This is a genomic window from Acidobacteriota bacterium, assembly GCA_016196035.1.
Lineage (GTDB): Bacteria > Acidobacteriota > Blastocatellia > RBC074 > RBC074 > JACPYM01.
Map to the genome: position 1 here is coordinate 30,432 of JACPYM010000051.1, position 14,685 is coordinate 45,116.

General features: G+C 58.5%; 13 protein-coding genes. 3 read left to right on the top strand and 10 right to left on the bottom strand.

The annotated features are described in order from the left end of the window. Positions 1–9: 9 nt before the first annotated feature. From HY011_15315 to HY011_15350, 8 genes are all read right to left on the bottom strand, one after another. On the bottom strand, positions 10–498 hold the full coding sequence (locus HY011_15315; GenBank protein MBI3424300.1) for a hypothetical protein: 489 nt from the start codon (positions 496–498) through the stop codon (positions 10–12). Further along, positions 492–2,369, bottom strand: coding sequence for a tetratricopeptide repeat protein (locus tag HY011_15320; GenBank protein ID MBI3424301.1), 1,878 nt, complete (start codon positions 2,367–2,369; stop codon positions 492–494). The genes HY011_15315 and HY011_15320 overlap by 7 nt, the downstream gene beginning before the upstream one ends. 3 nt (positions 2,370–2,372) lie before the next feature. Beyond that, complete coding sequence (locus HY011_15325; protein ID MBI3424302.1) at positions 2,373–3,197, bottom strand: SagB family peptide dehydrogenase; 825 nt, start codon at positions 3,195–3,197, stop codon at positions 2,373–2,375. A gap of 35 nt (positions 3,198–3,232) precedes the next feature. Continuing rightward, positions 3,233–4,564 (bottom strand): YcaO-like family protein, encoded by a 1,332-nt coding sequence (locus HY011_15330; protein MBI3424303.1) that lies wholly within the window; start codon positions 4,562–4,564, stop codon positions 3,233–3,235. After that, positions 4,561–5,694, bottom strand: coding sequence for a TOMM precursor leader peptide-binding protein (locus tag HY011_15335; GenBank protein MBI3424304.1), 1,134 nt, complete (start codon positions 5,692–5,694; stop codon positions 4,561–4,563). Before HY011_15335 ends, HY011_15330 begins: the two co-directional genes overlap by 4 nt. An 82-nt stretch (positions 5,695–5,776) precedes the next feature. After that, positions 5,777–6,658, bottom strand: coding sequence for a CPBP family intramembrane metalloprotease (locus HY011_15340; protein MBI3424305.1), 882 nt, complete (start codon positions 6,656–6,658; stop codon positions 5,777–5,779). Positions 6,659–7,490: 832 nt separating this feature from the next. Further along, the gene (locus tag HY011_15345; protein ID MBI3424306.1) at positions 7,491–8,726 is read right to left on the bottom strand and encodes an ABC transporter permease; all 1,236 of its coding nucleotides are present in this window, start codon (positions 8,724–8,726) and stop codon (positions 7,491–7,493) included. A gap of 43 nt (positions 8,727–8,769) precedes the next feature. Further along, the gene (locus HY011_15350; GenBank protein MBI3424307.1) at positions 8,770–10,239 is read right to left on the bottom strand and encodes a hypothetical protein; all 1,470 of its coding nucleotides are present in this window, start codon (positions 10,237–10,239) and stop codon (positions 8,770–8,772) included. A 304-nt stretch (positions 10,240–10,543) separates the two neighbouring features. Between HY011_15350 and nagA the strand changes: the two genes are divergently transcribed. Beyond that, positions 10,544–11,728 (top strand): N-acetylglucosamine-6-phosphate deacetylase, encoded by a 1,185-nt coding sequence (gene nagA, locus HY011_15355; GenBank protein ID MBI3424308.1) that lies wholly within the window; start codon positions 10,544–10,546, stop codon positions 11,726–11,728. Between the two features lie 284 nt (positions 11,729–12,012). Here nagA and HY011_15360 read toward each other — a convergent pair whose 3' ends face one another. Next, positions 12,013–12,900: a dienelactone hydrolase family protein gene (locus HY011_15360; protein ID MBI3424309.1), complete on the bottom strand. Its 888-nt coding sequence runs from the start codon at positions 12,898–12,900 to the stop codon at positions 12,013–12,015. Positions 12,901–13,293: 393 nt separating this feature from the next. Between HY011_15360 and HY011_15365 the strand changes: the two genes are divergently transcribed. After that, positions 13,294–14,058, top strand: a complete 765-nt coding sequence (locus HY011_15365; protein MBI3424310.1) for a glucose 1-dehydrogenase — start codon at positions 13,294–13,296, stop codon at positions 14,056–14,058. 31 nt (positions 14,059–14,089) lie between these two features. On the opposite strand, the gene HY011_15370 is transcribed toward HY011_15365, so the two are convergent. Next, positions 14,090–14,323, bottom strand: a complete 234-nt coding sequence (locus HY011_15370; protein ID MBI3424311.1) for a hypothetical protein — start codon at positions 14,321–14,323, stop codon at positions 14,090–14,092. Between the two features lie 145 nt (positions 14,324–14,468). Here HY011_15370 and HY011_15375 point away from each other — a divergent pair, with 145 nt between their 5' ends. Continuing rightward, complete coding sequence (locus HY011_15375; protein ID MBI3424312.1) at positions 14,469–14,684, top strand: hypothetical protein; 216 nt, start codon at positions 14,469–14,471, stop codon at positions 14,682–14,684. Position 14,685 lies beyond the last annotated feature (1 nt).

Consider the following 14,685-nt stretch of genomic DNA (forward strand, 5'->3'; position numbering starts at 1 on the left):
CGTGACAATTTAGCGGAGCGGAATCGGGTTGAATTCGAAGGTGCGCGGAAAATCGAGATTCACCACACGTTTCTGCTCCAGCCTACGCAGAAGCCGCAAGACATTTTCGCCTGACTCGGTTCCTGCATACCGGCGCAATAAGTAACCGACGGTAGGATCATCCTCTTCGAGCAGCGCGAAGAGGAGACGGCTCTCTTCAGGCGCGAGCCTCAGTGGAGCAAGATAGCGCTTGAAGAGAATAACAGCCTGTTCGTTCTGAAAGGCAAGGCTTTCTACGGCGCACCCGAGGCTGACTTGCAACTGTTGTTCGAACTGCGCGCGCGTTTGGGCGCTGAGTGTGCCTGCCGCCCCCTTGATTGCGAAGTGCGGTACATTGAGGCGCACACAAACTGCCAGCAATTCTTCCGGCGTGGCCGGGATCTCCTGGCCAAACAAATCCTCAACACCAATGGTTTGCGTCGCGGCAAAAAAGCCCGCCGGCGCGAGGGTCGCTAGCACGGTGAAGAGTAGCGCCCGGAGTTGCCGGAAGTTCGATCGGCGATTTGCGGCGTCAGCGGATTGTGCATGCCGAGGACAGCAAAGCCCGGGCCCAGCAAGGCGCAATGGAAGCCCGCCGCCGGCAATACCTGGCGAAGCTGTTCGGTACGGGCAAAAACCGGTGCGGGCAGCGTTGCCGGTTTGGCGTTTTGCAATGCGCGGGCAATTTCCGCGCTGCCCGAAAGGGCGGCTGCGGCCAGCAGCGAGGCCGCGATTGAGGCGGAAACTGCCTCTGGCATGCTGCCCTCGAATTTTGCGCTCTTGCCCAGCAGGGAGCTTACGACGCGCGCTCCCACGGCTTCCGGCGCGTTGCTGGCGGCCCAGTGAAGCCCTGCCCGCATCCAGGCGCTGAATGCCTCTCTATGGTTCCCGCGCTCAGCAGCCAGCCTAGCCAGGATTAGGTTGGCATACAACGCATCGCTTTCTGAACGCGCCCCCAGCGTCGTGGAAAAGGCGGCGTTGAAATACTGCTCTGCCTGCTCGAATTCCTGACGACGACGGTACAGCCGGGCCAGGTTGATCGAATTTACATATTGGAGACGGCGGTCTGGGAAAGGCAAGCGCGCGGTTCGTTCTTCGATCTCCTTTTCCAGCGCTAAAGCCTGTGTGATGTCGCCTGCTTTCAGGCGGCAGAGCGCAAAGATATTTAACAGGTAAAGGTATTCGCGGCGCTCCTGTCCGGCCGGGTCGGCGAATGAACACGCCTGCTGAAAACATGCTTCGGCGCACGCGAGGTTGCCCGTCATCACATATCCCCAGCCTTTGGATTGCAACAGAAAGCTCCGCATTTCGGGGGGCAGAACCGCCGGGGGATCAGGGATGTTGGCCGCCTCAGCAAACCGTTGGGAAGCCACGCGCAGGCCCTGGGCATAAGACTGAAAGATTCCCCAATCCAATCCGATCCGAAGCTTCGTGAGTGCTCTTTCAAGCAGCCGCAACGTAATCCCCAGCCCACCTTCCGCCAGGCGCCGTTGTCCTTCGGTGTAAAGAAACCAGGGCTCCACATACATATTGTTCCCGTGGAACTGCGCATAAGCATCCAGCCAGCCAAAAGGGCGCGCCAGCGCGCCCAACCGATCAAATTCCAGGCGGGCCACATCCTGCGGACGCCGCCGCCGCTCAGGCGGAACGAGACAATAACCATTGGCGAGCGGGATGAGCGCGGCGGCTGGCGGCAAATCAGCCGCCGCCAGCGCAAGCCGCATTTCAGGGGAGCTGACCCCAGGAACCAGGCCAAGAATATCTCCTGCCACGGTCACGGGCGGCGGTTCCCGGCTCCCTTGCCAGTCTATTTCCCAATCCGCCGGCACTGCCGGGTCGTCTGCATCTGCCGCGACCAGCGCGATCTTACTCGGCGTGGCGCGTAACGCTTGCGCCAAAAACCGGATAAAAAGGAGATTCTCGTTTTCCCAGGGAAGCGCAGCGCGCGGCGCGATCACCAGGAAGAGATAGGGTGCAACTCCCTGTACTCTTTCTCTGATTCGCTGCGCGAAGTTTAGTGATTCAACGGTGGCCCGGTCGCCGAGCGCTTCAGCGTCAATAAACTCGCCGATAATATCGGCATAGGAAATTTCTCTGGGTGGCGCTGCGCGATGCCAGTCCGCCACCGCGAATTCAGAACTCGGAAGCTCCAGCGCAAGTTGCGCAAAGAATTCCCGCGCCACTTGCTGGCCTCTCCAGGCACCAAGGCTCAAATCCGCCGCCACCCAAGTTCCTGGCAGACCGGCGTTCTCAATTTGCTGCCTCAGCGTTTCCTGGCTTCGGGCGCGAAACCCCGGCAGGGATAGGGTGCCGGGGTCTCTGGTGAAATCAATTGTGGCGCGTTTCTCCACGTGCTAGCCCTCGGCGCGATTCAGCTCGGATGCCTCGGCTTCCTGTCCGATGGCGATCAGATAGATGGTGGAGTGCGTCAGCCCATCCAAGTCAAGGAAGTCATCAATCCGACGATCGTAATAGCCGCCCAGGTTGATGCTCCCCAGGCCCAGGCCGAGCGCCACAAGGTTGAAATTTTGGGCCACGTGCCCAGCTTCAAGTAAGGCGAAACGATAGCCGCGGTCGCCATACTTGAACGTCGAACGGTCGAAAACAGCCGTAATGAAAATAAGCAATGACGCATCGTGCACGTTGGTTTGCTGCGCCAGCGCGCGCGCCAGCGTCTCTGATTGGTCGCCATCGCGGAGCCGGCGCAGATGATTTTCTACCGGATTGTAATGATAAAGGCCCGTTGGAAAGCCCTCGGCATGCGCGCTGTGGAAATAGATTTCCAGCGGATAAAGCGCCCCCGCCGACGGCGCGGCGCGGAACGCGCGCGGATACCCCAGCGAACGTTGATCGCGGGTGATGCCAGCAGCGCAATGCAGCAGCGTCGCCACGGTCTGCAAATTGACTGGCAGGGGAAGCATCTGCTTTGCCGTAGACCGTTTGAGGAGCGCTTCGCCGAGCGGGATGGTCAGCGGCGCCAACGTTGCGGGCAGTTCCAGAACCGGATAGCCGTGAAAGGAAAACGATTCGGCAAGCTGCTCCATTCGCGCCAAGACCTCATGGTCAGCAGGCGGCACATCGAACGCCGACAGTTTCGAGTTCTCGTGGAAGGTTTCCCAAATGAGATCGCCATCGCCTTCTGAAATTGGCGGATCGGTGAAGCGATTACTGTTGAGCATGATTTTTCCGTGTTGGATGGTTGTCTATTCAATGCCTATGGATAGGGATGCGGGACAGAGTTGTCGCCTTTTTCGCGCGTGATGCCTGCGTAACCGAGTTGCTGGGGGATCGTCCAGAGCCGGTTGCCGCCCTGCGCACGGATACTATGGCCGACGGCAAGCGGATGAAAGCCGGGGATGATGGCGCGTACCACCGACAGACCCACTTCCTGAACATCCGGCGTCGTCAGATCGCAAAGTAACGCCATGTGGTTTACGGCGCGCAGCTTTTGCAACAGCGTTTGCAAGTCTTTCCCAGGCTCACCTGTGGATAGGTTCGCGAGACTGCCGAAATCTATCCGTGCCGGTGAGGCGAAAAGAAAATTCGCGAGCGGGGCCTTCGCATGATCGCACCAAAAATTCAGATGGCCGGTTTGATCCTCCACATTGTCGTAATGGGGGTTGTTCGCCAGACGCGGCATATGGATCATAATCTTCTGGCAATATTCCAGCGTATGCGCCAACTCTTCCAAACTCTTGCGGACAGCCTCTTCAGGATCAAGGGATGCCGATCCGGCGGGAACCAGCGGCGGCGCCTCAGGCATGGTGTTGCGCGAAACAGAGAGGACTGTGGGGACACCGGCATCCAGCGTCATATCGAACAGCGTCACCTCATAACCGGCGTTCTCGAAGCGCGCGACAAGGTCGCGATTGCGCGCGCTCAGCGATTCCGCGCGAATCTGCGGAGGGGCCAGCCTGGCTTGCCAGGTGATGGTAAATGCGTCGCGCTCGATCACTTCGCAAAGCGCGGAAATCGCCGCTTCAAAATAGCTGCAATGACAGGCCAGTCCAGTCGAAATGGACTGCGCGATGGGGCTGTCCCCTTGCCCGCGATGGTAGATGTAGGGGACATAGACCATGGCCGCCGGGACGTGCCAGCTCTCGCCGCGCAGCGGGTCAACCGCCGGCGCCCATCGCACCGGCGTGTGCTCATCGAAAGGCACAAACATCACTTTGGGGTTCTGATACTGCGCCGGGCTGAGCAGCGCGAACTCCGCCGGATGCACACAGCGGAAAGGCGCGTTCGCATAGGGATGGAGCGGCAACTCCGCCAACTGGTAAAGCGCTCCGCAATAGCGTTCGACTGACTCGCCAATCGCCTTCGCCATGGCGATGCCGCGCTGGGCAGACGCGCCGCCAGTCTTGTTAAAGTTCGCTTGCTCGCTGAAAGAATCGGTATTGCACGCTTGCGCGAAAAAATGAAAAAAATCAGGACTGCCCGGCTGGCGGGGCGATTCCGTCACAAACTGAACAATCCCCAGATGCTCGTCTACGATGTATTCCAACGCATCAAATAGGCGCCGCAAGGATTTCTGTTTCGCACTCATTCTTCAACCACCTTGCTCGCGAGCGAGCTGTTGATGATGGATGTGGAGGAACGGCGGATAAGCGGGCTACAGGCGCGGCAGCGCGGCACGCGCAGGACTTTTCTTGAATCAATGCGACCGGCCAACAGGTTCACCTCCATCACGGAGCCGACTTTCCAGAGCGGGAGCGCACGACTATAAAATTTCATCAGCTCGAGGGCGGCGATATCGCCGAGTACCGAAGCCATCGAAGGATGGAAGCCCGCCACCTGCTGGCCGGCGAAGGCCTGCGCCTCCAGCGCAGACTCCAGCGCGTGGCCGGTGCGCGTGGATTCCAACCGCGCAATAAAGCATTCGAAGCAGGCTGTCTCGCCAGGAATCACGGAAGGGCCGATATAGCCGACCATATCCTGCAACACCACGGGAAGGAAGTGGCGGTCACGTTCCAGGCAGAAAGCGTTCCACTCTCGCATCAAGCGCAAGCCGCCGAAATCGGAAGTCGCCACAAGGCAATCAAACGAATCCGCTTGAAGCTTTGCCAGCCAGTCCTCATAGGCAAGGGGTTCAACGGCCACCTTCCACAACGGCGCCCGGAACTGCGTCCCGTCAAAGAAAGAAAGATTGCGGAGAAACGGATAATCAATCAGCGCGACATTTGTCACGCCGGAGGTGACTAGCGCGTTGGTCAGTTGGCGTGAAATGTGGTTGACGCCGAGAATCGCAACACGGACCTGGCTCAGTTGTTCAATGACTGCGCCGGTTGATGTCCCAAAATTCCAATAGAAAACATCGAGCGGGCCTTCAGGGTCGGCTGGGCCAGCGTCTTGGCCCGCCGGGATCACAAAGCGGCGGGCCAGCAGTTGCTCAATGAGTTGCCTGACAGCGGGGTGATCCGGAGCCGCAAAGTGGTCACAGGCTTCCCTGATCGTTATCCCTTCCCCCGTCATTGCAGCGAGCAGTATCTGAATGGCCGGCATCGCGCGCTCGCCGCGAATCATGACCTGTGTGGAGCCGCGTCTGAGGATCGCCCCCTCGGCGGATTCAATCAGTTGAACGGGCAGCGCGATGAAGCGCCGCGCATCCTCAACCGCAGCCGTCTGGTCACCGGCGGTCAGTCCATTCAGCCCGTGAGGGAGGTTATCATTGCTCATAGATGCTCCATAAAAGACGGTATGAAGAAGCCGGATAAAATGCCGGCAAATGCTCCTCATTCCGGTGTCTACAGCATTCCGCTCAATCTCTTTGGCTCCCGCGCTTCCTTTGAGAGAGAATTGGCATCGCTACTATCCCCCAGAAATTGACCAGCGAATGCATCAGAATTGCCGGATAAAGGTTGTTCGCAAACAGGGCCAGCGCCGATAGCATGAACGACAAGATCAATGCATAAATCACCATGCCTATTCCAAAAACCACATGGATACTGGCAAACATCAGCGCCGTGAAAAAGATTGCACGGGCCGTGTTCCCGGTATACGCCAGCAGCGCGTTGAAAACATATCCGCGAAAGATCAGCTCCTCAAGCGCCGGCACTGTCAGCGCGCCTAGTATGGTTAATAAGCTGAGTTCCAAGCGGGAGAGTCTATCCGATTGCGCGTGCTCGACCCGCTGCGCGTAAAACATTTTGAAGCCAAAATACCCAATGCCCCACTCCAAGATCGGCCAGAGCAGGATTCCTATCCCGGCCCCGATTATCGCCAGCGTTGCACCCGCGAAGGAAAGATTTCCTCCCCATCCCACGGTGACGCCGCCAACCCCTCGGCGTGCGAAGAGGAAGGAAAAGATCAGAGCCGCCACAAACGTCCAGATATTGTAGAGGCAGAGTGCAGCCGTGAACTGGCGCTGGATGTTCAGTGCCGCGAAAACTCGCGTGAGGTCAATCCGTGTCCGAGCCAGTAACGCATAGGAAAGCGAAGTCCCCGCAACCCCCATCCACGCCACTGGGAGGTAAATAATGGTCGGCAGATCAGCATTGACCATAGGCGTATTATTCCAAACCGGGAACACGACGCGCAGCATCAATGAAAGCAAGGCCCCGCGAAGAATGTGATCCAGGCCCGGTCTTTTTAAGCTGTTAGACAAAGCAATAGCTGGCTGCACCAATTGCACAGCCAGCAAAGCCGCTCGGCAACGATAGGCGCGGGCTTGCAGCCCCGCATCCTGTGTAGCCCCGCATCCGGGGTAAGCCAGAAGCAAAAGTTTTGAATCAAGCTAGATCAGCAGGTTTCGGCTGAGCCACAGAGACCGCACAGCAGCAGCAGCAGCAGGCAATACAGCAGCAGCAGCGAATGCCACCATCTCCACTGCCTCCGCCCCCGGTTGTCGTCCCCGGCTTCTTGAGCGCGGCAACAGCCACTGCGTTCAAGCCCTGCAAATCCTGGAACGTCAAGTTCAAGGTTGCCGGCGCCGTCGTGGGTTTTTCAATCAGTGACAATAAATCAGGTCGGGTGAGTTTCCTGACTCGTGGCGAGAGCACTTTCAATTCCTGGTCTGTAAATCCCATCCTTGTGAGTGGTGTTGTGGGCGTAATAACGATAGGGGTACTCACTGAAGCTTTTTTAGCCATTTCGCAATCTCCATTATAGTGATGTTGCTGGTTAATGTTGCTGGTGAGTCGGCGATGCATTGCAATCAAGAAAAAATGCAACGTCAACCGCGCCAAACGCTTTGGACGAATGGGCTGCCTAAGCAGCCCAGAGTCTGTAGTGCATTGAGAACGGAAATGATAAAAACAAGCTTGCTAGTCTGACTTGCTTAGCAAGATGGAAATGAAAGCCGCGCAATTTCCATTCGCACCCTAACGAAAGCTCAATAACCTGTCAATGGCGGGCAAGCTTTTGCCCGCCAAGAAAAAGAACCGCGCAGCGCGCGTCGCGCAAACTGTCCGCAAAAGTTTGACGCCCACCCGTCAATGGCTTGGCACCCCGGCTACGACTTTACTGTTGATGATCTATTCTGCCCGTAACGCCACAATCGGATCGAGCAACGCCGCTTTGCGCGCGGGCAATATGCCGGACAGGATGCCAATCACGCCGGAGACGACAACGGCCACGATCACGGCGGCAATCGAAAGATAGGTCTGGAAAACAAAGGCGGTCAGAATCCGGCCAATGGCCCAGGCGATCAACACGCCGACGGTGCCGCCGATAGCCGAGAGCATCACGGCTTCGATCAGGAACTGTTTGAGGATGTCGGTTTGGCGCGCGCCCAGGCTTTTGCGGATGCCGATTTCGCGAGTGCGTTCGGTCACACTGACCAGCATGATGTTCATGATGACAATGCCGCCGACGACCAGCGCGATGGCGGGCACGGCGGTCGCCGCGATGAAAATGGGCCCCAGCAATCTGTCGCGGATGCCCATCACCGCATCCGGTGTGTTGATGCCGAAATTGTCTTTCTCGTTGAATTTCAATTCGCGCCGCACGCGCATCAACGCGCGCGCCTCTTCGACCGCGTCGGCGAAATGGTTGTCGTCTTTCGCCGTGGCGAGCATGTAAAAGCTGCGCTGGCGCACCGCCGGGCCGTAGTTTTTGATGTAAGTGCGCAACGGGACAGTGGCGAAAACGTCTTGCGGCATGCCGAAGATCGTGCCCTTGGCTGCCGCCACGCCAACCACGCGGTAAGGCAAGCCGTTGACCGAGATTTCATTGCCCACCGCGTTGCCGCTGGGGAAAAGCTTAGCGGCCACATCCCATCCAAGCAAAATTACAGGCATCCCGGCTTTGTCTTCGGTGTCGGTGAAATAGCGTCCGTCGGCGATGTCCAGGTTTTCGATGTCCACGCAATTGGCGGTCGCGCCGTCTACGCCGACGTTCTCGGCACTCTCGTTGTGATATTTGAGAATCGAGGGCGAGCCGAGTGCTTTGGCGCCGAGCTTATCAATCAGCGTGGCGCGCGTTTGAATGTAATCGAAATCGTCGAAGGTGATTTCTTTGTTGCGGCGTTGCGCGTTGGCAATCGAATCGGTGCTCTTCCAATCGTCAAAGCCGAAGCGGCGAATGCTGAACGATTTCGCGCCAATGCCCGCAATCTTTTCGTCCACGTAGCGGTTGAAACCCTGAATCAGTGAGACCACCAGCACGACGGCGGTGACGCCGATAATCATGCCCAACAGCGTCAGCGTGGAGCGCAGCTTGTTGGCCCAAATTGCATCCAAAGCCAGTTTGATCGTTTCTGAGAATTCCATAGATGTATGCGAAGACGTTTGCAGTGCGTGTGCAGGTACAGAATTAACGTGCCTTGACCAGCACGTCGCCGTTGATTTCCAGCGCCTCGCTTTGCGCGCTGATTTGCAGACCCGTCAGTTCCAACCAGCGTTCCTGCCGTTCGACCACGTCCAATTTACCCTGTTGATTGACGGCGAGTTTATAAGGCAGCGGCAGCTTACGCAGATAAAACGCTGGCAACTCCAAATGATTTAACAGCCGCTCGGCTGGCAGATTGGCCTGGCGATTGAAACCGATCTCGCGCCCCACCAGACCAAGCTGAAAGCGCAAATCCAGCAGCAATTGCGTGCCGGGCGTGGCCTGCAAAAAGGCGCGTCCGTCCGTGCTGGTTACGCGCAACGGCACGGGCCGGTCATTGATGGCAAACGTGCCATGCGGTGCGATGCGATACGGGATGCCATATTCGCGTCCGCGTAGCCGCGTGTCAAAAACACCTTGCAGGCGTAAGCGCGCGGTGAGGCCGCCCGCGTCAATCCGGTCGAGCACGAATTGTTGCACATCCGCCTGCGCGTTGCCGCTTTCCAGATCGGTGTAATTGGTCACTTTCACCAGTCCATCCACGGCTTCTTCGCGCACGCGCCCGGGCCGCAACAGCATTTGAATGTCATCCGTGCGCGCGGCGGCCAGGCGCAGCAGCATCTGGCTCAATAAGCGGCGGCTCAAGCGCGCGCGCAAGGAGCGCGACACCCCAAGCTGTTCGCTCAACCGCGCAAGCTCGACAGGCAAGGCTGCCGCAGCCGGCGAATTCACACTCAACGCCTCTTCATTTGTCAGTTCAGCCAGACGCAATCCCACCACAGCCCGGCCTTCCAAAATGCATAACGCTGAAAGGGTGAACGGCAACGGCAATTGATATGGCTTCGTCGTCACCGTCATCGGCAACGAACCGCCGACCTCGAATTGCGCCGCCGGGATGTCCAGCGTTTCGGCCACCTCGCGCGGCACGGTGAGCGCGGGCAAGGCCGCATTCCAGCGCTCCGGCGATAGCCATTCGCCAAACCAAAGCCGTAACAAGGGCGTGAGCACGCCGTTATCCAACGCAACTTCGGTCAGGCGGAAGGGCAGTCGTAACGCGCCGTCCTGCGGTTCGGCATTGTTCATAATCCCAGTCAGCCGCAGGTTCAGCGCTTTTGCGGACGTGGCCGAAGAGAAAGCCAGCACTTCCAATTTCACTTCCGCGCCCGCCGCCGTCAGCCGGGCCGTAATGGTTTTGATGCGTAACAACGCGCCATTCGCCAGCGTGAATTCCATCCCGGTCAGGCTCTGTGCGGCCTGATTAACGGTAGGTTCGCTCAGCACGAGCAGCAAGTCTGACTCCGTGGCGGTCTTGAGTTGGGCGTATGTTTGCGGCAAGCCAGCGGCTGGGCGTGGGGCGTCGGTTTGTTGCGCGATGACAGCGACCGCCAGGCTCAAGAGCAATGCCGCCAACCAGATTTTGTACATCGGTTCTTTCTGCATAACTACGTAGGCCATTATACCAGGCACATTTGCCATGTGCCTGCGCTACATCACGCCGCAACAAGGGAAGTGCGTGAGCGTAGCGCAACCCGCCGAGGTTGCGCGGCGTCATCCACTCCAACTATGGCCTAACAGCTACGCCACGGCCCGACTGATGACACGGGGCAACTCGGCGGGTTGCACTACTCAGCATCCATCCGCCTGGCTCCGGCGTGGGCGCAAAATGACGGATGCTGCGCAGCAACCGCTGCCGCGCGAGGCTGAACGAGTTGTGCTAGAGTGCGGGCCGCTTCCCATAATGCATTGCCAAAACAACACCATGAAGCGAGTCAGAGGACAACTCAATGACCTCGCAGGTGCGACACTGACAGATGTGTTAATTGCCGCCGGGCGCATCCATTCTGTTCAACTGGCAGATTTGGCGCAGCCCTGTGACCTTGGCGGCGCTGAATATCATCTCGCGCCCGGTTTCATTGACCTGCAAATCAACGGCTACGCTGGCGTAGATTTCAACGACGCCAGCACCACCCCTGCACAAATTGCTGCGGCCTTTCGGCAACTGTGGCGCACGGGCACGACAGCGCTGTTGCCGACGGTAATCACGGGTTCGCACGCGCATATCGCACAATGTTTCGCCAACCTGTTGCGCGCGGCAGATGAATTCCCTGAAGTCGCGCGCGGTATGCTGGGCTTGCATCTGGAAGGCCCGTTCATCTCAACCGAAGATGGCCCACGCGGCGCGCATCCGCGTGAACACGCGCGGCCACCAGATTGGGACGAGTTCGAGCGCTGGCAGGATGCCGCGCGCGGGCAGATTCGCCTCGTGACTTTGTCGCCCGAATGGCCGGAAGCGAATGCCTTTATCGAACGCGCCGCCGCCGCCGGTGTGATCGTGGCCATCGGTCACACCGCTGCCACGCCCGCGCAAATCGCCGATGCGGTCAAAGCAGGTGCGGGCTTGTCCACGCATCTTGGCAATGGTTCGCACGCCAGGATCGAGCGCCATCCGAATTACATTTGGGAACAACTGGCGGCGGATGAACTGAGCGCCAGCTTTATCGTAGACGGCCAGCACCTGCCGCCCGCCGTCGTCAAATGCTTCCTGCGCTGCAAGGGCGTCGCGCGCAGCATCCTCGTCACCGACGCCATCGCCGCCGCAGGCTGTCCGCCGGGCCGCTATCGCCTGGGTCACATCGAAGTCGAAGTCACCCCCGCCGGCCGCGTCTGCTTGCCGGGCACGGCCTATCTGGCCGGGTCGGTATTGGAAATGCACGAAGCGGTGGCGAATACAGTTCGCTATTCCGAGGCGACGTTGACGGACGCTTTGCGGATGGCGAGCGCAAATCCGGCGGCGTTGTTGGGCGTGCACGAGCAATACGGAATGCTTGAAGCCGGGCGGCGCGCAGACTTGATCCTGTTTCGTTGGGATGCGCCAAGCGCGACACTGGACATTGCGGCCACGATCAGCGGTGGTGCATTGGTCTATGACGCCGCGTGCCACTGAGATTTGGCGATTGCCAAACTGCAAAAAGGCACAATGCAACAGGTCGAATGCATTGTGCCTTTTTGTTGCTACCCATTGCTGCGGTTGTTAAATCGAAGCAACTGACATTGACACATTCAGGTTTTACCGAACCCCGCAGGCGCCAGCGTTTAGGGTTCCGCCTTTAGGCGGTCAGCGCGCGATTGACGTGCCTGCGGCGCGCTGACCGCCTAAAGGCGGAACTCTAAACGCTGGCGCGCCACGCTTACTTTTTCAATCAATGTGTCAAGCTCGGTTGTTTGGATTTAGCGCAGGTATTTGTTGAAAAATTCGAGCGTGCGCGTCCAGGCCAGTTTCGCCGACGCTTCGTCATAACGCGGCGTCGTGTCGTTGTGGAAGCCGTGCTGTTTGCCCTCGTACATGTGCACGGTGTAGACCTTGTTGTTGGCCTTGAGCGCCGCTTCATAAGCCGCGATGCCCGCGTTGATGCCTTGATCATTGCCTGCGTAATGCAGCAACAGCGGCGCGCTGATCTTGGGGACATCATCAGCGCCCGCCTGGCGGCCATAGAAAGGCGCTCCCGCGTTTAGATCAGCGCCCAGCCGCACGGCCAATTGATTCACGATGCCGCCGCCAAAGCAGAATCCGACCGCGCCCAGTTTCTTGGTTGAATCCGGGCGCGCCTTAAGCCACTTGGCCGCCGCGACGAAATCTTCGGTCATCTTTTTGCCATCCACCGTGCGAAAGGCGGCGGCGCCTTTTTCATCGGTGCCCGGAAAACCGCCGACCGAGGTCAATCCGTCGGGCGCAAAGGCGATGAAGTTGGCGAGCGCGAAGCGGCGGGCCACGTCTTCGATATAGGGACTGAGTCCGCGATTCTCGTGAATGACAAGCACCACGGGCAGTTTCCCGCCTTTAGACGGACGGGCCAGATAGCCCTTGATCGTGCCGTTGCCCGCTGGCGATTGCACCACTTCGTAGCCGACTTTGATGCGCTTGTCGTCGGGCGGCACTTGTTGCGCCCAGGCATAGTTCGGCTTCAGGCTCTCGAAAATCGCCAGGGCGGTCAGGCCGCCGGTGGCGAACTTGCCCGCGCGGTCGAGGAAGCTACGGCGCGTGATGTCGCCATGCTGGTACTCGTGAAACAGGTCTAACAACTCCTGCGGATAATCGGATGCTTGCTTACGTTCCATTTTGTCTCCTTGGATAGGGGTTGCGAGGCGCGAGATGCTGCTCATCTCCCTCAGGTTTAGCTTGCCTTAGCAGAAGCCGCAATGACTTTCCGGAAAGTACAAATAATTCAGCAATTCGCCAAGGTCAATCAGGTGACACGCACTGCCTAAGACGAAGCCGCTGAGGATTGGGATTCGGATTTTGTCGCAGCTACTCGCTTGTTTTCAGCTTGTACGCCAGCCAGTCACGAATTTTAACGCTGCCAAGCCGGCCAAGTCGGCCAAGCGGGAAAGATTCATGGCGCGCATTGAGCCACGCCGCGCGCCTGCGCTAGACTGCCAGCCACGCCCCATCGGCGGGCATTATCCAAACGCTGGCGGAGCAATCACATTCATCACCAAAGGAAAATCAGTATGAACAAGCAAGACTTGAGCGGACGTGTGGCCTTAATCACCGGCGCGAGCACGGGCATCGGTCGTTGGGCGGCGCTGGCCATGTCCGAGTGCGGCGCGGCGGTGGCGATCAACTACCACAAAAATCGGGCGGGGGCGGAAGAGACTTTGCAAGCCATTGAAGCGGCGGGCGGGCGCGGCGTCATCATTCAAGCGGACGTTTCGACCAAGTCGGGCGCTGAGAGCGTTGTGGCGGCGGCGCGGGCGCAACTTGGCCCCATTGATATTCTGGTCAACAACGCGGGCGATCTGGTGCAGCGTTGCGCATTGCGCGAATTCACTGAAGAGTTGTGGGATCAGGTGATGAACCTGAACTTGAAGAGCGTCTGGCTGGTTTCGCAGGCGGCGCTGGGTGAGATGATCGAACGCCAGGCGGGCACGATTATCAATGTCGGTTCGATTGCCGGGCATCACGGCGGCGGGCCGGGCGCGGCAGTTTATGCGACGGCCAAAGCGGGCGTGCATTGTTTGACGAAAGGGATGGCGAAGGAGCTTGCGCCGTTCGGCATTCGCGTCAATGCGGTCGCGCCGGGCGTGATCGAAACGCCCTTTCACGAACGTATGTCTACGCCAGAGATGATGCGGCAATTTGCGGCGGGCATTCCGTTGGGGCGCACGGGCATGGCGGAAGAGTGCGGGCGGGTGATTGCGTTTCTGGCGTCAGAGGCGGCGAGTTATATCCACGGGGAACTGATCGAAATCAATGGCGGCCAATTGATGGTGTGAAGCTGCTGGTGTGAGCGCCTGGGCGGAATCTTCAATCCCAGTTGCGGCGGCGAATGGATTGCCAGCGATTGCCACGCACCCATTCGATCAAGACCAGGATGAAGATGCGCAGGATGCTCAGGCCTCCGGCGAGGATGATCCAACCGCCCAACTGCCAAATTTGCGGGCGTTGGCTGAACCATTGCTGCAGGATGACTAGCGCTACAAAGCCGATCAGCAGGTATTGCAGGGCCGTCATGATTTCTCGTGTGGTATGGTTTTGCATAATCCGAATAGTCCGCCGTGATTATCGCCGAAACTGGCTCATTCGTCAGCCCCTGACCAACCTTTTTCAGAATTATGACCGATGCAGTAGAATGCCGCCGTTTTTGCAAGGCAAACAATTCGTCTAAAAAAAGGAGCAATGTATCGTGAGAAATCTGTTGGAGGCCCGCATCGGCAAAGAAGTTGACGTGGTGTGCGAAGGAGGCGCTGTCAGCGGCAAAATTATCAGAGTGGAGGGCAGCATTCTCGTGTTGGAAAAAGAAGATCGGCAGGGGTATGTGGACATCGCCCGGATCGTCGCTTTTTGGGATAAGTCGGAAAAGAAAACCAAATCGGCTGGGTTTTTGCCAAAAACGCTGTAAC